This window comes from Solirubrobacter ginsenosidimutans, from assembly GCF_027587205.1.
This window is the reverse complement of the sequence record NZ_JAPDOD010000030.1, coordinates 1-17,648: the sequence shown is the minus strand read 5'-3', so window position 1 is coordinate 17,648 and position 17,648 is coordinate 1. Positions and strand designations below refer to the sequence as shown.

Annotated in this window: 16 protein-coding genes; 11 read left to right on the top strand and 5 right to left on the bottom strand. The window is 73.9% G+C overall.

Features of this window, described 5'->3' with window-relative positions:
• The first annotated feature begins 23 nt into the window (after positions 1-23).
• On the top strand, positions 24-2,825 hold the full coding sequence (locus tag OM076_RS27405; RefSeq protein ID WP_270043300.1) for an ATP-binding protein: 2,802 nt from the start codon (positions 24-26) through the stop codon (positions 2,823-2,825).
• Here the strand turns inward: OM076_RS27405 and OM076_RS27400 are convergent.
• Together OM076_RS27400 and OM076_RS27395 are read right to left on the bottom strand one after the other, a co-directional pair.
• Complete coding sequence (locus OM076_RS27400; protein ID WP_270043299.1) at positions 2,788-3,678, bottom strand: DMT family transporter; 891 nt, start codon at positions 3,676-3,678, stop codon at positions 2,788-2,790. The genes OM076_RS27405 and OM076_RS27400 overlap by 38 nt on opposite strands.
• Positions 3,675-4,571, bottom strand: a complete 897-nt coding sequence (locus OM076_RS27395) for a LysR substrate-binding domain-containing protein (protein ID WP_270043298.1) — start codon at positions 4,569-4,571, stop codon at positions 3,675-3,677. Before OM076_RS27395 ends, OM076_RS27400 begins: the two co-directional genes overlap by 4 nt.
• Positions 4,572-4,652: 81 nt before the next feature.
• Here OM076_RS27395 and OM076_RS27390 point away from each other — a divergent pair, with 81 nt between their 5' ends.
• Genes OM076_RS27390 through OM076_RS27380 form a run of 3 tightly spaced genes read left to right on the top strand, consistent with a single transcriptional unit; the run spans position 4,653 to position 6,842 of the window.
• The gene (locus tag OM076_RS27390) at positions 4,653-5,783 is read left to right on the top strand and encodes a mandelate racemase/muconate lactonizing enzyme family protein (RefSeq protein ID WP_270043297.1); all 1,131 of its coding nucleotides are present in this window, start codon (positions 4,653-4,655) and stop codon (positions 5,781-5,783) included.
• Positions 5,783-6,079, top strand: coding sequence for a muconolactone Delta-isomerase (gene catC / locus OM076_RS27385; protein ID WP_270043296.1), 297 nt, complete (start codon positions 5,783-5,785; stop codon positions 6,077-6,079). Before OM076_RS27390 ends, catC begins: the two co-directional genes overlap by 1 nt.
• A complete protein-coding gene (locus OM076_RS27380; protein WP_270043295.1) occupies positions 6,072-6,842 on the top strand; it encodes a dioxygenase family protein in 771 nt (256 codons plus the stop codon). Before catC ends, OM076_RS27380 begins: the two co-directional genes overlap by 8 nt.
• A gap of 658 nt (positions 6,843-7,500) precedes the next feature.
• Here OM076_RS27380 and OM076_RS27375 read toward each other — a convergent pair.
• Positions 7,501-8,502 (bottom strand): zinc-binding dehydrogenase, encoded by a 1,002-nt coding sequence (locus tag OM076_RS27375; RefSeq protein WP_270043294.1) that lies wholly within the window; start codon positions 8,500-8,502, stop codon positions 7,501-7,503.
• A 50-nt stretch (positions 8,503-8,552) separates the two neighbouring features.
• Here OM076_RS27375 and OM076_RS27370 point away from each other — a divergent pair, with 50 nt between their 5' ends.
• Positions 8,553-9,125 (top strand): TetR/AcrR family transcriptional regulator, encoded by a 573-nt coding sequence (locus tag OM076_RS27370; protein ID WP_272598489.1) that lies wholly within the window; start codon positions 8,553-8,555, stop codon positions 9,123-9,125.
• Positions 9,126-9,263: 138 nt separating this feature from the next.
• Positions 9,264-10,001, top strand: coding sequence for a DUF5995 family protein (locus OM076_RS27365; RefSeq protein ID WP_270043292.1), 738 nt, complete (start codon positions 9,264-9,266; stop codon positions 9,999-10,001).
• Between the two features lie 11 nt (positions 10,002-10,012).
• Here OM076_RS27365 and OM076_RS27360 read toward each other — a convergent pair whose 3' ends face one another.
• Positions 10,013-10,582, bottom strand: a complete 570-nt coding sequence (locus OM076_RS27360) for an RNA polymerase sigma factor (RefSeq protein ID WP_270043290.1) — start codon at positions 10,580-10,582, stop codon at positions 10,013-10,015.
• 56 nt (positions 10,583-10,638) lie between these two features.
• Here OM076_RS27360 and OM076_RS27355 point away from each other — a divergent pair, with 56 nt between their 5' ends.
• The gene (locus OM076_RS27355; RefSeq protein ID WP_270043289.1) at positions 10,639-14,001 is read left to right on the top strand and encodes an ATP-binding protein; all 3,363 of its coding nucleotides are present in this window, start codon (positions 10,639-10,641) and stop codon (positions 13,999-14,001) included.
• Here OM076_RS27355 and OM076_RS27350 read toward each other — a convergent pair.
• On the bottom strand, positions 13,981-14,709 hold the full coding sequence (locus tag OM076_RS27350; protein WP_270043288.1) for an esterase/lipase family protein: 729 nt from the start codon (positions 14,707-14,709) through the stop codon (positions 13,981-13,983). The genes OM076_RS27355 and OM076_RS27350 overlap by 21 nt on opposite strands.
• A 76-nt stretch (positions 14,710-14,785) precedes the next feature.
• Here OM076_RS27350 and OM076_RS27345 point away from each other — a divergent pair, with 76 nt between their 5' ends.
• From OM076_RS27345 to OM076_RS27330, 4 genes are all read left to right on the top strand, one after another.
• A complete protein-coding gene (locus tag OM076_RS27345; RefSeq protein WP_270043287.1) occupies positions 14,786-15,022 on the top strand; it encodes a hypothetical protein in 237 nt (78 codons plus the stop codon).
• Entirely contained in the window at positions 15,019-15,513 is a 495-nt protein-coding gene (locus OM076_RS27340; RefSeq protein WP_270043286.1) for a TetR/AcrR family transcriptional regulator, read from the top strand. Before OM076_RS27345 ends, OM076_RS27340 begins: the two co-directional genes overlap by 4 nt.
• Positions 15,510-16,304, top strand: a complete 795-nt coding sequence (locus OM076_RS27335) for an SDR family NAD(P)-dependent oxidoreductase (RefSeq protein WP_270043285.1) — start codon at positions 15,510-15,512, stop codon at positions 16,302-16,304. The genes OM076_RS27340 and OM076_RS27335 overlap by 4 nt, the downstream gene beginning before the upstream one ends.
• Before the next feature lie 22 nt (positions 16,305-16,326).
• Positions 16,327-17,648: AAA family ATPase (locus tag OM076_RS27330; protein WP_270043284.1), on the top strand; the 1,322-nt coding region annotated here is incomplete at its 3' end.

Sequence of the window (17,648 nt, the reverse complement as noted above, 5' to 3'; positions counted from 1 at the left end):
GACAGCGCTCTTACACTCGCGCGGTGCGCTACGACATCTCGCTGCTCGGCCCGCTCGAGGTCCGCCGCGATGGCGAGCCGGTCGCGGTGCCCGGCGGCAAGACGGCCGAGTTGCTCGTACGCCTCGCGCTCGAGGCGGGGACGTTCATCCCGGCGCACCGGCTGATCGACGACCTGTGGGCCGGCGCGCCGACCACCCGCAACACGCTGCAGCAGAAGGTGGCGAGGCTGCGGTCCGCGCTGCCCGATGTCATCGAGAGCGGCGAGGCGGGGTACCGGCTGGCCGTCGCACCGGAGGCCGTCGACGCGCTGCGCGCCCTGCGCGACGAGGAGGACGCGCCGCTGGAGCGCGTGCGCGGCGAGCTGATCCCCGCGGCCGGCGACTGGGCGGCCGCCCACCGCACCCAGCTCGAAGAGACGCGGGTGAAGGCCGTCGAACGGCGCTTCGCGACCCGGCTCCGGCTGGGCGAGGACGTGATCGTCGAGCTCGAGGAGGCGGTGGCCGCCTTCCCGTACCACGAAGGCCTTTGGGAGTTGCTGATCACGGCGCTCTACCGCGCGCGCCGGCAGGCCGATGCGCTCGCGGCCTATCAGCGCGCCCGCTCCCGGCTGCACGACGACCTCGGCCTGGAGCCCGGTCCGCAGCTGAAGGAGCTCGAGCGGCGGGTCCTGCTCCAGGACGCCCGGCTGCGCGCCGGGCGCGGGAACCTCCCGTCGCTGACGGCGTCGCTCGTCGGCCGTGAGGCCGAGTTGCAAGCCGTCGTCGCGCTGCTCGGACAGCACCGGCTCGTCGAGCTGGTCGGGCCGGGCGGGGTCGGCAAGACCGCGCTCGCGATCGCCGCGGGGCAGGCACTCGACGACACGGCGTGGCTGGTCCGCCTCGAGGCCGCGCGGACCGCCGACGACGTCTTCGACGCCGTGCTCGCGGCACTGGGGGTGACCGGCGGCGAGCCGGCGCTGCTCGAGCGCCTGCGCTCCGCTTCCGCGGTCGTGATCCTCGACAACTGCGAGCACGTCGTCGAGCACGCCGCGGCGCTGGTCCGGGACATGCTCGACGCGGCTTGGAGCCTGCGCATCCTCTGCACCAGCCAGGTGCCGCTCGAGCTCGACGGCGAGATCGTCCTCGAGCTCGCGCCGCTCGCGCTCGAGGACGCCGTCGCGCTCTTCACCCAGCGTGCCCCGCGCCCGGGGGCGCCGGACGAGGTGTCCGCGTTGTGCCGGTCGCTCGACGGGCTGCCGCTGGCCATCGAGCTCGCCGCCGCGCGCACGCGCACGCTGCCGGTCGCGGACATCGCGCGCCGCCTCGACGACCGCTTCACCGTGCTGACCGACCCGGCCAGTCACAAGCCGGAGCGGCGCCGGGCGCTGAAGGCCACGATCGGCTGGAGCTACGACCTCCTGTTCCCGGACGACCAGCGCGGCCTGTGGGCGCTCGCGACATTCGCCGGCGGCGCGTCGCTGCCCGCCGCCGAGTCGGTGCTCGGCGCGCTCGACGTGCCGGCGACGGCGGCGATCGACGTCGTCGCGCGGCTCGCGAGCCGCTCACTCGTGATCGTCGACGAGCCGCCGCGCTACCGGCTGCTCGACAGCATCCGGGCCTTCGCGCTCGACGCGCTCGACGCAGCGGGATTGAGCGGCCGCGGCCACGACGCGCACGCCGCGTGGTACGCGGCGCGCGCGGCGGGGTCCACCGAGGGGGTGCGGAGTGCGCGGCAGGCGCAGCACCTGGCGTTCGCGCGGGCCGAGCGCGCCAACCTCGACGCGGCGCTCGCCTGGTGTGCGGAGCACGACCCGCGGCGCGGGCTGGTGATCGCCAACGGCTTCGGCTGGGCCTGGATCGTGCTCGGCGACGCGCGCGGCGCCCAGCGGCTGCTCGGCGCGCTGGCCGCCGCGGGCGACGGCGCCCCGGCGGAGGACCGCGCCACCGCGCTGCTGCTGGCCGCCTGGATCGAAGCCTCCTCCGGCGACTTGGAACCGGCGCGCCGGCACGTGGCCGACGCCGCCGCTCTCGCCCCCGGCGACCCTCGTTGCGCCTACTACCTCGCCTACGTCGTCTCGCATCACGGCGAGTGGGAGCACGCACTCGCGCTCACCGCGCGGGCGCGTGCGCTGGCCGACGACCCCTGGGACCAGGCGGCCAACGCGCTCTTCGCGGCGCGTGCCGCCATCTCGGCGGGCGACGTCGAGCGCGCCCGCGACGCCCGCGACGAGGTCGAGCACTGGGTCGACCGGGTGGACGATCCCTGGCTGCACGTGCGCCGCGACGCCATGCGCGGTGAGCTCGCCCGCGTCGAGCGCCGCTTCGACGACGCCGTCCACCACATCGGCCGCGCCGCCGAGATCTCGGGCCGGCTGGGGTTCCTGCAGACCGAGGCCTACCAGCTCACCAGCCTGGGGCGTGCTCAGGCCCAGGCCGGCGACGATGCCGCCGGAGCGGCGACGCTCGAGCTCGGGATCGCCAAGGCACTGGCCACGGGCGACGTGCGTCTCGCCGCGCTCGGCCGCGTCCACCTCGGCCGCATCCTGCGCGGTCTCGGACGGACGGCCGAGGCGCGAACGGCCCTGGAGGCGGCGGCCGCCTTCCATCGCGACGCCGGCGGCGGCGAGCAGCAGGCGCTAGGCGACTGCCTGCTGGCGGCACTGGACGCCGCCGAGGGGGTATCCGGGGCGAAGGCGCGGTTGGGCGCGTTCCTGGGCGGCGACGACGCGCCGGTCGAGGTCTTCGCGCTCGACGCGCTCGGCCGGTTCGCCGAGGCCGACCGGCGGATGGAGGTCGCCTCGCACTTCATCAGCGAGCGCGATCGCGTCGATCGCCGGGCTGGTTGAGCAGCGTGAACGCGAGCAGTCCCGCCGTGACGATGGCGATCCCGAGCGCTTGGCGGCCGTTGATCACCTCGCTCAGCAGGAGATAGGACCACACCACCGCCAATGCCGGTTGCGCCACCTGCGCGATCCCGATCGTCCCGATCTGGATCGTCTTCTGCGCGTACACGAGCAGGCCCTGAGCGGTGATGCCGCTCGTGAAGCTCAAGATGAGCGTGTACTTCCAGCCGGTGGCGCTCATCCCGAACACGCCGCCGTGGGCGATGGCGATCGGGAACACCGCGACCGTCGCGATCGGGCAGATCGTCGCCATGAACGTCGTCACGTCCATGTCGCGGCGGAAGTGCTTCGTGGAGACGACGTAGCTCACCTGGAGCAGCATTGCCAGCACGCCGAAGACGTTGCCGAGCAGCGTCGCGTCACCGCCTGGCGGCGCGTTGAGCAGCACGAGCGCGAGCCCGCCGAACGCGATCGCCGCGCACAGCAGCGCGCGCGGGTCGATGTGCTCGCGGAACAGCCAGGCGCCCGCCGGCACGATCAGCAGCGGTGCGCACGACCCGATCAGCGCCGCGTTCGCGACGCTGTTGTGGGTCGCGCCCGTGAAGAAGACCGCCAAGTTGAGCCCGAAGAAGACGCCGGGGATCCACACGGCGCGCACGTCGGCCGTCGTGACTCGCCGGCCGGAGCTCCACAGCACCACGTTCCAGGCCAGGCTGACGATCAGCATGCGCCAGAAGGCCACGAGGACGCCGGCGGTCTCGGCGCGCTTGACCAGCGTGGAGCTGAACGAGAACGCGACGACGAGGCAGACCACGGCGAGGACGCCGAGCGTCTTCGCCTGCGGCGTTCGGATCACGGGGCGTGCCGGGCGATGGCGCGGCGGATCACGTCGAGGGCGTTGTTGAGCACCGGGCGCTGATCGTCCCGTCTCCAGGCCGCGGCGAGCTCGACGAACGTCGAGTCGTGCGCGAGCGGGCGGTAGATCGCGCCCTGCACGGTCATGTTGCTCACGGACGCGGGGACGAGCGAGACGCCGAGCCCGGCGGCGACGAAGCTGACCAGGGTCGCGGTCTCGGCGACCTCGTGGGCGGCGACAGGCTTGAAGCCGTGGGCGGCGCACGCGTCCTCGACGGCGTCGTGCACGACCGACCGGAAGTGCGACGGATACGTGACGAACGGCTCGTCCTTGAGCGCTTCGAGCGGGACCGCGGACGCGGTGGCGAGCCGGTGGGTGTTGGGGAGGACGGCGAGCAGCGGCTCGGAGAGGAGCACCTCCGTGCACAGCTCCCGCACGTGAACCGGGGGGCGCAGCAGCCCGAGATCGAGCGTGCCGTCCAGCAGCTGCGCGACCTGCGCCGGCGTCAGCAACTCGCCGCGCAGGTCGAGCATCACGCCGGGCAGCTCCTCGCGCAGCGCGGCGGCGAGGGCGGGGAGAAGGGCATAGGTCGAGGAGCCGGTGAAGCCGATCGCGAGGCGGCCGTATTCGCCGCGCGCCGCGCGCCGGGCGTCCTCGAGCGCGGAGTCGACGGCGGCGAGGATCTCGCGGCCGCGCTCGAGCATCACCGCGCCGGCGGGGGAGAGCTCGACGCTGCGGGTCGTCCGGTACAGCAGCGGCTCGCCGAGCTCGGCCTCGAAGCGGCGGATCTGCTGCGACAGCGGCGGCTGCGCGATGTGCAGCCGCGCCGCGGCGCGGCCGAAGTGCCGCTCCTCGGCGACCGCGACGAAGTAGCGAAGGTGTCGCAGCTCCATGCCGCGATTTATATCGAGAACGTATGCAATCGACACGCGATTGGTGTTGCCGATGGCATCTCCGGGACCTAGCGTGTGGTCATGCACTTGGCGACCGAGACGCTCGCGGGCACGGTGCGGATCACCGGCGTCGAGGCGATCCCGTACGCGCTGCCCTACCGGCGTGCGCCGCGGTTCGCGTCGGGCAGCGTGACCACCGCCGACAACGTGCTCGTGCGCGTGCACACCGATGCCGGGCTCGTCGGCCAGGCCGAGGCGCAGCCGCGCCCGTACACGTACGGCGAGACGCAGACGTCGATCGTCGCCGCGGTCTCCGGTCCGCTCAATGGGGCGCTGGCCGGTGTCGACCCGCTGCGGACCGAGCTCGTCGCCGAGCGCTGCTCGCGGGTTGCGGGCAACTACGTCGCGCGCGGCGCGGTCGATCTCGCGGTCTGGGATCTCGCCGGGCAGATCCTGGCGACGCCATGCCACACGTTGCTGGGCGGCTTCGCGGACGACGTCGCCGCCGCGCACATGGTCTCGCTCGACGCGCCCGCGGCGATGGCCGAGGAGGCGATCGAGGTGGGTGAGCGGCTCGGTGTGGTCACCTTCAAGGTCAAGGTCGGGCGCGCCCCGGCACTGGACGTCGCGGCCGTGCGGGCGATCCGCGACGCGCTCCCGGACGCCGATCTCTACGTCGACGCCAACCGCGGCTGGAGCTATGCCGACGCGGTGCGCGCCGGCGACGCGCTCGTCGAGCTCGGCGTGCGCGCGATCGAGGAGCCGATCTCGATCGAGGATCGCGCCGGCCGGCTGCGCCTCGCCGACCGCTGGCCGGTTCCGCTGGCCGGCGACGAGAGCTGCATCAGCCTCGCGCACGTGGATCGCGCGCTCGAAGAGGGCGCGGTTCGCGTCGTGAGCGTCAAGACGGCGCGCACCGGGTTCACCGAGTCGCGCCGGATCCTCGGCCTCTGCCTGGCCCGCAACGTCCCGGTGGTCGTGGGAAGCCAGTACGAGGGCGCGATCGGCGCGCTGGCGACGGTCACCTTCGCCGCGGCGTTCGCCTCCACCGCCGGCCGGCCTGCTGAGCTCACGAACTTCCTCGACCTCGCCGACGACCTCGTCGTCGCGGGGCCGGTGATCCGCGACGGCCGTGCCGCGGCGCCGGCGGCGTCCGGTCTCGGGCTCGAGGTCGACGAGGACCGCCTGCGGCGCTACCGGCTGGACGCCTGATGCTGTTCCTGGCCGAGATGGAGGTCCGCCTGCCGCCCGACATGCCGGCCGAGCACGCGGACGAGCTCAAGGCGCGCGAGCGCGAGTACTCGCAGGCGGCGCAGCGCGACGGGCGCTGGCCGCACCTGTGGCGGGTGGCCGGGCGCTACGCGAACGTGAGCGTGCTCGACGTCGGCTCGATCGACGAGCTGCACGAGCTGCTCTCCGGCCTGCCGCTGTTCCCGTACCTGGACATCCGCGTCACACCGCTGGCGCGCCATCCGAATGCCATCGACCGAGGAGAGAGCGATGTCTGAACGTGCCAACCAACTGATCTCGGACATCCTGCGCCGCGTCCACGAGGCGATCGTCGAGAACAACGTCACCTACGAGGAGTACCAGGCCGCGAAGCAGTGGTTCATCGACGTCGGCGCCGCGGGCGAGTGGCCGCTGTTCGGCGACGTCTTCGTCGAGCACGTGGTCGAGGAGCAGGCCTTCAGCAACCGCAGCGGCTCGCAGGGCACGATCCTCGGCCCGTTCCACCTGCCGGACGCGCCGCTGCTGGACGCGCCGTTCGAGCTGCCGCACCGCCCGGACGAGTCCGGCGACCGCACCCGCGTGACGGGGCGCGTGACCGACGTCGACGGCCGGCCGCTGGCGAACGCCAACCTCGACATCTGGCAGGCGGACGCCGAAGGCCGCTACTCCGGGTTCATGCCGGGGCCGCCCGACGGCAACCTCCGCGGCCAGGTGCGCACTGATACCGACGGGCGCTACGAGTACGTGACCGTCATCCCCGGTCCGTACACGATCCCGCTCGACGGCCCGACCGGCAGGATGACCGCGGCCGCCGGCTGGAGCCCGTGGCGCCCGGCGCACATCCACCTGATCGTCAGCGCCGAGGGCTTCGAGCCGCTGGTCACGCAGCTGTTCATCGACTCCAGCGACTACCTCGACACCGACGTCGCCGGTGCGGTCAAGCCGGAATTGATCGTGCACCCCGAGCCGGTCGGCGACGGCGAGTTCGCGGTCAGCTACGACTTCGCGCTCGCCCCGGCGCGCACCCCGGCGATCGCCTAGCTGGGTTGAAAGTCAACTGCGCCGGGTGGGGAGGGGGAATGGCGCGCCCTTCGTTGCTGCCTGCCGTCGTCCGCCGCGCGGCTCGGCTCTGTCGCGTCGAATTGCCGTGCCGGGATACCGACGGTTACGGGCTACGGAGAAGGAAAGTGTGTCCCTCGCGCCCATCTCTCCGTCGCCGTGGTCGACCGTGCGCGTTTGGCGGTCAGGTCGCCGTCTTCGATCAGGGTCGCACTGGTCGAGTTGGCGCGTTGATGGGGGTGGGGTCAAAAAGCTTCCTGTCAGGACGTTTTTTGACCCCACCCCCTCGCAGACCGCGGCATCCGGGTGATCGGCGTGCGTGAGAACGCCCTTTCTGTCGACCACCGCGCGAGGTGGGAAGCCCGGCCACCCAGCCACTCCACGGCCAGCCAGCGAACGAGCAGTTGACGTTCGTCCCGCTAGCCCGCCTGAGGCACCGCTGGCGGCGGCACTCGCGCAGCGCGATCGCGGCGATGATCAGGATGGCGATGACCGAGATGGTCAGTGCGGGTGTGCTCGACATGGCCGGCGAGGACGCAGGTGCGGCCGTCGCGCTCAAAGAGGGCGATGTCGAGGCCGGAGCGCCGGACGACGCGAACGTCGAGTTTCTCGCGCTCTGTTCACGAAAGTCGACGCTCGCTCACCATTCCACGTGCGGTGACGCCCCGTTGCTCGTCCGCGGGGTGAGCACGATCCGGCCGAACACCTCGCCCGCCTCCATCCTCCGGTGGGCGAGTACGGCGTCCTCCAGGGGCAGGAGTTCGTGCACGACCGCGTCCAATTCCCCCCGCTCCGCGGCCGCGAACAGCTCGGCGGTCACGGCGAGCCGGTCGGCTTCGGGCACAGTGTTCGCGCTGAACGTCGCGAACGAGAGCGACTGCTGGAAGGCCGCGAACAACCCCATGCCGAAGTCGGCGGGCGGCGCGCCTCCCATGAGCCCGACGGCGACGAGACGGCCGTTCGCGTTGAGCTTGGCGAGGAACGAGGGCAGGGCTGGGCCGGCGACGATGTCGACGACGACGTCGAAGCCGGCCGGCGCATCCTGCTCTCCCGGGGGACCGGCGCGGTCCAGGATGTGGGTCGCACCGAGCTCGCGCAAGCGCTCGCCACGCTCCGCCGAGGAGGTCGTGACCGCGACGGCACCGGCGCCGCCACGAATCGCGAGCTGGACGGTCATGATCCCGATCCCGCCCGCCGCGCCGCGCACGAGCACCGTCTCGCCCGCTGCGAAGTGGGCGTGGCGCAGAGCGAAGTGGGCCACGATGCCGGAAGTGCCCAGCGTCACCGCCTCGGCGGCGGACAAGTCACCGGGAAGCGGGACGAGCGCGGCGGCGGGTGCGACCGCCTGCTCGGCGTAGCCACCCTGCAGGCCGACGAACGCCCACACGCGCCGGCCGATCCACGCCGGATCGACGCCGTCGCCGACCGCCGCCACGGTGCCCGCGACCTCGCTGCCGAGGATGTGACCTTCCTTGAAGCCGTAGTCGCCCAGGACGCCGCTGCGGATGAGGGCGTCCACACCGCCGACGCCGATCGCTTCCGTGGCGATCAGCACCTCCCCGTTCGCCGGGCTCGGGTCTGGGAGGTCGATGGCCGTGAGGCCGTCGGGGCCTCCAAACGTCTTGATCGCAATCGCTTTCATGCCGGAAAACGGTGACGGACGACGGCGGACGCGCAACTAAAGTGAGAGTGATGACCGGCCGTTTGCCTCGCACCCCACGGTCGGACGCTCAGGACAACCGAGAGCGCATCCTCGACGCGGCTCGCGCGGTGTTCGCCGCCGATGGCCTCGACGCGCCGATGCGCGAGATCGCACGGCAGGCGGGAGTCGGTCCGGCGACCGTGTATCGCCATTTCCCGGCCAAGGCGACGCTGGCGTACGAGGTCTACCTGGGGGAGGCCCGGGCCTGCCGCGCGATCGTCGACGAGGGGATCCGCGACCCGAACCCCTGGCACGGGTTCTGCCTCGTGATCGAGAAGGTCTTCGAGCTGCACGCGCACAATCGCGAGTTCACCGCGGCCTTCATGGCGGCGTTCCCGGACGCGATGGATTTCGTCGCCGACCGCCGGGCCTCACTGAGCTCGGTGGCGGAGCTGGCCCGCCGCGCCAAGGCAGGCGGTCAGCTGCGACACGACTTCGTCTTGAACGACCTCGTCCTGATGATCATGGCCCACCGCGGCATCCGCGCCGGCTCGCCGGACGCCCGTCTCGCGGCCTCCCGGCGCTTTGCCACGCTCGCCATCCAGGCCTTCCGCACTTTATGAGAGCCGTCCCCCTCCTGACGACTTTCATCCACCGAATGTTGGCGAGCTGAAAACATCTGTATCAGCTCCGGCCCTCCCCGCCTCTGAAGGAAGATGTTCGTCGACCCATCTCTCTCCTCCACCCGCACTCCCACTTCGATGCAGGACCTGGCCGGGCAGATCCACGGCCTCGAACGCACCCGCACGTTCGCCGACGTGATCTCGAGCCTGCTCGAGATCGAGCGGGCGCGTGACGGCTACGCGAATCCCGCCCGCAACGCGCTCCGCCGGCGGGTCCGGCGCGCGCCGGACGGCGTCGCCTGCTTCAACTTCATGTACCTGCGCGTGACCCAGGCGGTCAACAGCCGCCTCGCGACTTTCGAGGACCCCGCGTTCGTCGAGCGCCTCGGGGTCGTGTTCGCCGAGTTCTACCTGCGCGAGTACGCCGCCAACGAGGCCAAGGCGTGGGTGTCGAAGGCGTGGGAGCCGCTGTTCTCCGAAGGCCGCCGCAAGGACGTCGCGCCGGTGCAGTTCGCGCTCGCCGGCATGAACGCCCACATCAACAACGACCTGCCGTGGGCGCTGCTGCAGGCGTGGCGCGAGGCCGGTGGCGCTCCGGCGGACGACTCGCCGGTGTATCGCGACTTCCAGCTGGTCAACAGGATCCTCCAGGACGTCGCGGTCGAGGTGCGCGCGACGCTCGAGTCCGGGCTCATCCGCTGGCTGGACCGCCTCTTCGGCCGCTTCGACGACGTGGTGGCCACCTTCGTCGTCGCCAAGGCGCGGACCGAGGCGTGGCAGCGGGCGGAGCGCTGGGACCGCCGCTTCGACGAGGAGACCGCGGAAGCTCACGAGCGGCACGTCGGCTACGAGAGCCGGTTGGTGCTCGCCGCATGAGCTTCCCCGGCTCAGCCGGCGGCCACGAAGTCGACGACGCCGTCGCAGCGCCGGAGGCGTTCGAGCACCCGGCCGCGCGTCGGGCCGATCGACCCGATCGGCATGTTCAAGGCCTCGCCGATGTCCGTGTAGCTCGGCTCGCTCTGGTGGTAGAGCATGTCGAGCAGCGCGCGGTCGCGCGGCGAGAGCGTGACGATGGCGTTGTGCACGATCCGCCGCCGCTCGGAAGCGAGGGCCTGCTCGTCCGGCGACTCGCGGGTGTCGGGCAGGCTCTCGAAGAGCTCACCGTCGCGCGGTTGCACACGGGCGGCCTGCTGGAGCATCCGCAGGCACTCGTTGCGCGCGACGCGGGCGAGCCAGGAGCCGATCCGCTGCGGGTCGTGCAGCCGGTCGAGGTGCTCGACGGCGCGCATCCACACGGTCTGGCGCAGGTCGTCGACCTCGCTGCGGTCGAGCCGGTAGGCGCGGCAGATGTCGCGGATCATCCCGTCGTAGCGCTCGACGAGATGCTTCCACGCGTTGGGATCGCTTTGCCGCGCGGCCTGGACGAGCGCCGCGTTGGTAGGAGCCGGGGAGGACATGGGACGATCCTCTGCGAGGCGCCTTTGCACATCCTTGACCGAAGCTTGAAGGTGGCTTGGAAACCTTGGCGCCGCTGATGTCACCCGGCGTGCAGGCAACGCACGCGGCCGCGACGCGGATCAGGCTCTGCGGCGGCCTGAGCGTGCAGGTCGACGGCCACGAGGTCGCCGACGAGATCCGCGGCCTCCAGGGCCGGGTGCTGCTCGCCTATCTCGTGGCCAACCGCGGCGAGCCGGTCCGGCGCGACGCGCTGATCGACGTCGTCTGGGAGGACCGGCCCCCGAGCGCTCCGCAGGCCTCGCTCAGCAGCCTCCTCACCGGCGTGCGGCGCGCGCTCGGGCGCGACGCCCTCGTCGGGCGGTCCGTCCTCACGCTCACGCTGTCCCCGGACACGTGGATCGACGTCGACGAGCTGCGCGAGGCGGCCGCCGCCGCCGAGGCCGCGCTGGCGGCGGGCGCGCCCGACGTCGCGCTCGAGCGGGCGCGCGCGGCGCTCGAGGAGACCGGGCAACCGGTGCTCCCCGAGATGTCCGGCGAGTGGGTGGAGCAGCTGCGCTCCGAGCTGGGCCAGCTGCGCTTCGACCTGCTCGAAACCGCGACGCGCTCGGCGCTGGCCGTCGGCGAGGTCGCCGCCGCCGAGCGGATGGCGGGCAGCCTGATCGAGCTCGAGCCCTACCGCGAATCCGGCTACGGCCTGCTGATGGAGGCGCTCGCGCTCGGAGGCAACGTCGCCGAGGCGCTGCTGATCTTCGACCGCGTGCGCGTGATGCTGCGCGACGAGCTGTGCGTGCCGCCCGCGCCGGCGCTGACCGCGCTGCACTCGCGGCTGCTGCGCCAGACCGCGCCCGCGCCCGAGCCGGTGGCCGAGCCGGACGTGCCCCAGGTCCCGCTGCCCGCCGCGATCGCCTCCGCCGACCGCAACCCGTTCGCCGGGCGGACCGCCGAGCTGCGGCGCCTGCGCGACCGCTGGGACCAGATCCGCGGCAGCCAGGGCGCGCTGGTGCTGCTCTCCGGGGAGCCGGGGATCGGCAAGACGCGGCTCGCCGGCCGCTTCGCCGCCGAGGTCCACGCCGGCGGCGGCGTCGTCCTGCACGGCCGCACTGACGAGGACACGGTCGTGCCGTTCCAGCCGTTCGTGCAGACGCTGCGCCACCTCACCGCCCACCTCGACCCGCTCCAGCTCGATGCAAGCCTGGCGCCCCACCTGGACGAGCTGCGCCCGCTGCTGCCCGAGCTCGCGTCCGAGCCGGCGCCGCGCTCCACCGACGAAGGCCGCTACCGGTTGTTCGAGGCCGCCGCGATGCTGCTCGACCGCGTCGCGCAGGTGCGGCCGCTGCTCCTCGTGCTCGAGGACATGAACCTCGCCGACACCCCGACGCTGCTGCTCCTGCGCCGGATCGTGCGCCAGGCCGAGGCGGCGCCGATCATGGTCCTGGCGACCTACAGCGACGCCGGGCTCGCGGCGGGCGCGCCGCTGCAGCGCGTGGTCGCCGACCTGCGGCGCGACCAGGTCGTCGAGCGCATCGCCCTCGGCGGCGTCGACCGTGACGCCGTGTCGGCGCTCGTGGCCGCGCAAGGTGCCGGCGTCACGGACGTCGCATGGCTGCACGAGTACACGTCCGGCAACCCGTTCTTCATCGGCGAGATCCTGCGCGATCGCGGCGAGGCGCGGCGGGCGCGCGTGCCCGAGGGCGTGCGCGAAGTGCTGCTGGACCGCTTCGCGCGCCTGGACGCCGCGACGTACGACGTCCTCACCTGCGCGGCCGTGCTCGGGCCCGAGTTCGAGCTCCCGCCGCTGGCGCTGCTCGCGGGGCGGACCGACGAGGACGTCGCCGTCAGCCTCGAAGAGGCCATCGACGCCGGCCTGGTGGCCGAGCACGACGAGCGGCCGGGACGCTTCGTGTTCTGCCACGGCCTCGTCCGCGACGCGCTGTACGACCGCCCCGCCGCCGCCCGGCGCGGCCTGCTGCACCTGCGCGCCGGGATGGCGCTGGAGCGGACCGCGGGCTGCGCCGGCGAGCTCGCGCACCACTTCTACGCCGCTCGCCACCACGGCGGCGCCCAGCGCGCCGCCCGCTACGCGGTCGCCGCCGGCACCGATGCGGCGCGCGCGTACGCCTACGAGGACGCCGCCGCCCAGTTCGAGCGCGCGCTGGAGGCGCTTGAGCTCGTGGCCGACGCCGACGACGCCCTGCGCGCCGAGATCTGGCTCGCGATCGGCGCGGTCCGCTGGCAAGGCGGCGAGCCGGGTGCCCGCGAGGCGTTCCATGCCGCCGCGGAGATCGGCGAGCGGCTGGGGGATGCCGGGACGCTGGTCCGCGCCGCGCTCGGCGCCGGCGGTCGCTTCTACGCACCCGGGAGCGGCGACGTCGAGTACGTCGCGCTGCTCGCCCGCGCGCTCGCCGTCGCGACCGGCGGCGACACCCGCGGGCGGCTCCTCGGCCGCCTCGCCGAGTCGCTGCCCGACGGGCAGCAGCGCGAAGAGGTCGGCGCGGAGGCGGAGCGGCTGGCGCGCGCGACGGGCGATCCCCGCCGGCTGGCCCCGGCCTTGCTCAGCCGTCATGCCACGCGGCTGCACATCGAGCACCTCGACGAGCGGCTCGCGCTGGCACGCGAGGCCGTCGAGCTCGCCGACGCCGCCTCGCAGGGCGAGACCGCGGCGCTCGCGCGGCACTGGCTGATCTACGACCTCGTCGAGGCGGGCGAGCTGGAGTCCGCCCGCGTGCGCCAGGAGGAGCTCGCCGCGCTGGCGGGTGACCTGCAGCAGCCGCTGTATCGCCACGCCGCGCTCGCCTGGCGGGCCGTCTGGGCGCAGCTGGCGGGGCGCAGCGACGAGGCGGAGCGGCTGGCGCGCGAGGGCCTGCGCCTCGCCGAGCGTGCCGGCGCGGCCGACGCTCGCGCCCACTTCACCGGCCAGCTGCTGCCGATCCTGCGCGACCGCGACCAGCTCCCCGACCTGCTGGGCGATGTCGAACGGCTGGTCGCCCAGCGCAATGAGGTGCTGGCTTGGAGCGCCGTCCTGCCACTCGTGTATCTCGAGGCCGGTGACACCGCCGCGGCCAACGAGGCGCTCGACGCCGCGCTCGCCGACGTCCCGCCCGGCCTGCTCTGGCTGCCCGCGCACGCGTGGCTCGGCGAGGCGGCCGCCCGGCTGGGCCGCACCGAGGCCTGCGCGACCCTCTACGAGCACCTGGCGCCGTACTCGGGCCGGCTCGTCCAGTCCAGCTTCACCGGTTGCTGGGGTGCGGTGGACCGGATCCTCGGCCTGCTCGCCGCCGCGCTGGGGGAGCGGGACGAGGCCCAGCGGCGGCTCGTCGACGCGCTCGAGCAGCACCGGCGCATCGGAGCGGCTCCGCTGGTGCGGCGCACCGAACGCGAGCTCGCGGCGCTGGCGACCTCACCCCGCCGCGAAGTCTGAGATCGCGTCCGCGACGGCCCAGAGGGTGGGTGCGTGCGCCGCCATGCCGCAATGTGACGTCGCCGCTTCGAGCGCCCGGCCGGCGGGATCGACGCACGCGCGCCAGTCCACGACGCCGTCGGTGCGCGAGTAGACGCTCAGCACGCCGACGCCCTCCGGCAGCGGCGCGGCGAGGTCGCGCACGAAGTGCTCGCAGCAGCCCGTCCCGGAGCACGACCAGCGCAGCACGCCCGGGACGCGCGCGAGCCCGGCGGTGGCCAGCGTGGCGGCCACCATCCAGATCAGCGGATGCACCGCGAGCTGATCGCGGTGCGGTGAGCCCAGGGTCGTCACCGAGGAGATCAGCTCGGGGCGGCGATGGGCGAGCACGCGGGCGAAGAGCCCGCCGCGGCTGTGGCCCATCAGGGCGACCCGTTGGCCGTCGCGGTCGGCGATCCGCTCGACCGTCTCGGTGAGACGCTGCACCGCGGTCTCCGAGCAGGAGACGTTCCAGCGGATGCCCGCCGGGTGCGGGTCGTGCCCGGCGGCGCGCAGCGCCTCGCCCGCGACGTGCAGCGAGCCGGCGCCCGCCAGGAACCCCGGCACGAGCACGACGGGCACACCGCGCTCGCGCCGCGGGGGCGCGGGGAGCGGGTGCCGCCCGAGCGCGGCCAGTTCGCGCCAGATCGGCGGGAGGAACGGGCGGGGAAGCACGTGGGAGGCCTGCACGACCCATGCAGATCGGCGAGAGCGTCCCGCTGATACGGGCGTATCAACGGTGTGGCCGAACCCTCTGTGACCGTCGATGAACGACCACAGCACCCCAATGGAGTGCGCCGACCTCTACCCGCTCTGGGTGTGTGCTCGCGAGGAGACCGACGAGGCGCTGGCCGACTGGGCCCTGGCCCCGGCCGCCCGCCGGCGCGAGGCGTTCGCCGTCTACGTGGCGGCCGCCGACCGCGAGGACGCCGCCGCACGCGCGTGGATGGAGGCGTGCGCCGCCTACGACACCGCCGCGGCGCTCGAGCGGGCCGCGGCGTGACCGCCACCCGCGGGTCCGGCACGCAGCGGCGGGCGGAGATCGTCGCGGCGGCGATCGCCGTCTTCGCCGAACACGGCTGCGCCGCGCCGACGAGCCTGATCGCGGAGCGCGCGGGCCTCTCGGAGGCGTACCTCTACCGCCTGTTCGGCGCCAAGCGCGAGCTGCTGCTCGCCTGTCACGACGCCGTCGATCGCCGCGTCCGGCGGGTGCTGGAGACGGCCGCGGGCGCCGATGACGCCGACCCGCGGGAGCTGCTGCGCGCCTACGGCGACGAGCTCACCGCCGACGAGCGCCGCGTCCAGCTGCACCTGCAGGCCGCCGCGACCGACCCGCTGCTGCGCACGGCGGTGCGCGCGCGCCAGCTCGCCCTGCTCGAGCGGGTCTCGACCCTGGTCGGCCCCGCCGCCGCGGCCACCGTGCTCGGCCACTTGATGGCGATGAACCTCGCCGACGTCCTCGATCCACCGACTGCCAACAGGAGTTACCGATGACCGCACTACCCCAGGCGCCGGGGCGGCTTTCCGGCCGTGTCGCGCTCGTGACCGGAGGCTCGCGCGGCATCGGCCGCGCGATCGCCCTCGCCCTCGCGGCCGACGGCGCCGCCGTCGCCGTCAACTACCGCAGCGGAAGTGCGGAGGCGGCCGAGGTGGTCGCCGAGATCGAGGCCGCGGGCGGGCGGGCGGTCGCGCTCGCCGCCGACGTGGCCGAGCCCGCCGAGGCCGACGCGCTGGTCGAGCGCACGATCGCCGAGCTCGGTGGCCTGCACATCCTCGTCAACAACGCCGGCATCGCGCGCGACGGGTTGCTGTACTCGATGGGCCCGGAGGACTGGCTCGCCGTCATGCGGGTGAACTTCGGCGGCACCTTCAACTGCACCAAGGCGGCGATGGGGCATCTGATGGGCCAGCGCGCGGGGGCGATCGTCAACATCTCCTCCGTGATGGGCGAGCGCGGCTGGACGGGTGAGTCCAACTACGCCGCGTCCAAGGGCGCGATCAACGCGTTCACGCGCTGCTCGGCGATCGAGCTCGCCCGCTTCGGCGTGCGCGTCAACGCGGTGCTGCCCGGCTTCGCGCCGACCGAGCTGGTCGGCGGGCTGCTGGCCCGCGAGGGCGGCAAGGGCGTGAAGCGCCAGATTCCGATGCGTGCGTTCGCCCGCGTCGAGGAGGTCGCGCGCGTGACCGCGTTCCTCGCCAGCGACGACGCCGCGTACATGACCGGATCGCTGATGACCGTCGACGGCGGCGCCGCCGCCGTGCTCGGCGTGGGCGCGCCGCTCTGACCGACGGCGGATAATCCGCCCGATGCTTGCGGGCCGGGACGCGGAGAGGGCGGCGATCGACGCCCTGCTCGACCGCGCCCGGACCGGGGCGAGCAGCGCGCTGGCCGTCGTCGGCGAGCCGGGGATCGGCAAGACCTCGCTGCTCGCCTACGCCGCCTCGCGCGCGTCGGACTTCACGGTGCTTGAGGTACTCGGCGTCGAGTCCGAGGCCGAGCTCCCGTATGCCGCGCTGCACCAGCTCCTGCACCCGCTGCTGGGCGCCGACGTCCCGCCCGCCGTGCGGGTGGCGTTCGGCGCGGCGGGTGCGGCGCCGGCGGATCGCTTCGCGATCGGCGTCACCGTGCTCGAGCTGCTGGCCGACGCGGCGGAGGAGCGCCCGCTGCTGTGCATCCTCGACGACGCGCAATGGTTCGACCACGAGTCCGCGGCCGCGCTCGGCTTCGCCGCGCGCCGGCTCGGGCAGGAGGGCGTGGCGCTGCTGTTCGGCACCAGGACCTCCTTCGCGCCGGGCGTGCCGGAGCTCGTTGTCGAGCGCCTCGGTTCCGACAGCGCGCGCGAGGTGCTGATCGCCGCGTTCGGCGCCGCCTCGGACGCGGTGATGGCGAGCGCGGAGGGCAACCCACTGGCGCTGCTGGAGCTCGCGGCGCGTGAGCGCGAGGGGGCGAGCCCGCAGTCGAGCGTCGAGCGCTCGTTCGTCGAGCGCATCGGCGCGCTGCCCGAAGCGTCCCGGACCGCGCTGCTGGTCGCCGCGACGGCGGACGCCGGCGACCTGGCGGCGATCGCGGCGGCGGCCGCGGAGCTCGGCGCCCCGATCGCGACGCTGGAGCCCGCGGAGCTCGCCGGCCTGATCCGGCTCGACGCCGCGCGCGTCGAGTTCCGCCACCCGCTCGTGCGCTCGGCCGCGCTGGCGGCTGCGAGCTTCCAGGCGCGCCAGCGGGCGCACCGCGCTTTGGCGGACGCTTTGACCGCGCCCGAAGACGCCGACCGCCGCGCGTGGCACCTCTCCGCCTCCAGCATCGGCGTCGACGAGTCGGTCGCCGACGAGCTCGCGGGCGCCGCCGACCGGGCCCGCGCGCGGGGTGGCTACGCCGCCGCTTCCCTTGCGCTGGAGCGCGCGGGTGAGCGGACGGGCGACGCGGCGCGCCGCCGCCGCTGGCTCGTCGAGTCCGCCGAGATGGCGTTCTCCGCAGGCCGCTTCGACCGCACCGAACGGCTCCTGGACGACGCCGAAGCGGTCGCCGGGCCCGGCAGCGCGAGCCGGCGCGCGGGCGATGAAGGCGCGGCCGCCGAGCCTGGCGGCACGGGCCGGCGCCCGGCGATCCCCGAGCCGGGCCTCGCCGCGCG

Coding starts and splice junctions, on each gene's coding strand:
- OM076_RS27395 (WP_270043298.1), bottom strand. CDS start 4,571: ATGGAGCTGCGACACCTTCGCTACTTCGTCGCGGTCGCCGAGGAGCGG.
- OM076_RS27390 (WP_270043297.1), top strand. CDS start 4,653: ATGCACTTGGCGACCGAGACGCTCGCGGGCACGGTGCGGATCACCGGC.
- catC (WP_270043296.1), top strand. CDS start 5,783: ATGCTGTTCCTGGCCGAGATGGAGGTCCGCCTGCCGCCCGACATGCCG.
- OM076_RS27380 (WP_270043295.1), top strand. CDS start 6,072: ATGTCTGAACGTGCCAACCAACTGATCTCGGACATCCTGCGCCGCGTC.
- OM076_RS27375 (WP_270043294.1), bottom strand. CDS start 8,502: ATGAAAGCGATTGCGATCAAGACGTTTGGAGGCCCCGACGGCCTCACG.
- OM076_RS27370 (WP_272598489.1), top strand. CDS start 8,553: ATGACCGGCCGTTTGCCTCGCACCCCACGGTCGGACGCTCAGGACAAC.
- OM076_RS27365 (WP_270043292.1), top strand. CDS start 9,264: ATGCAGGACCTGGCCGGGCAGATCCACGGCCTCGAACGCACCCGCACG.
- OM076_RS27360 (WP_270043290.1), bottom strand. CDS start 10,582: ATGTCCTCCCCGGCTCCTACCAACGCGGCGCTCGTCCAGGCCGCGCGG.
- OM076_RS27345 (WP_270043287.1), top strand. CDS start 14,786: ATGAACGACCACAGCACCCCAATGGAGTGCGCCGACCTCTACCCGCTC.
- OM076_RS27335 (WP_270043285.1), top strand. CDS start 15,510: ATGACCGCACTACCCCAGGCGCCGGGGCGGCTTTCCGGCCGTGTCGCG.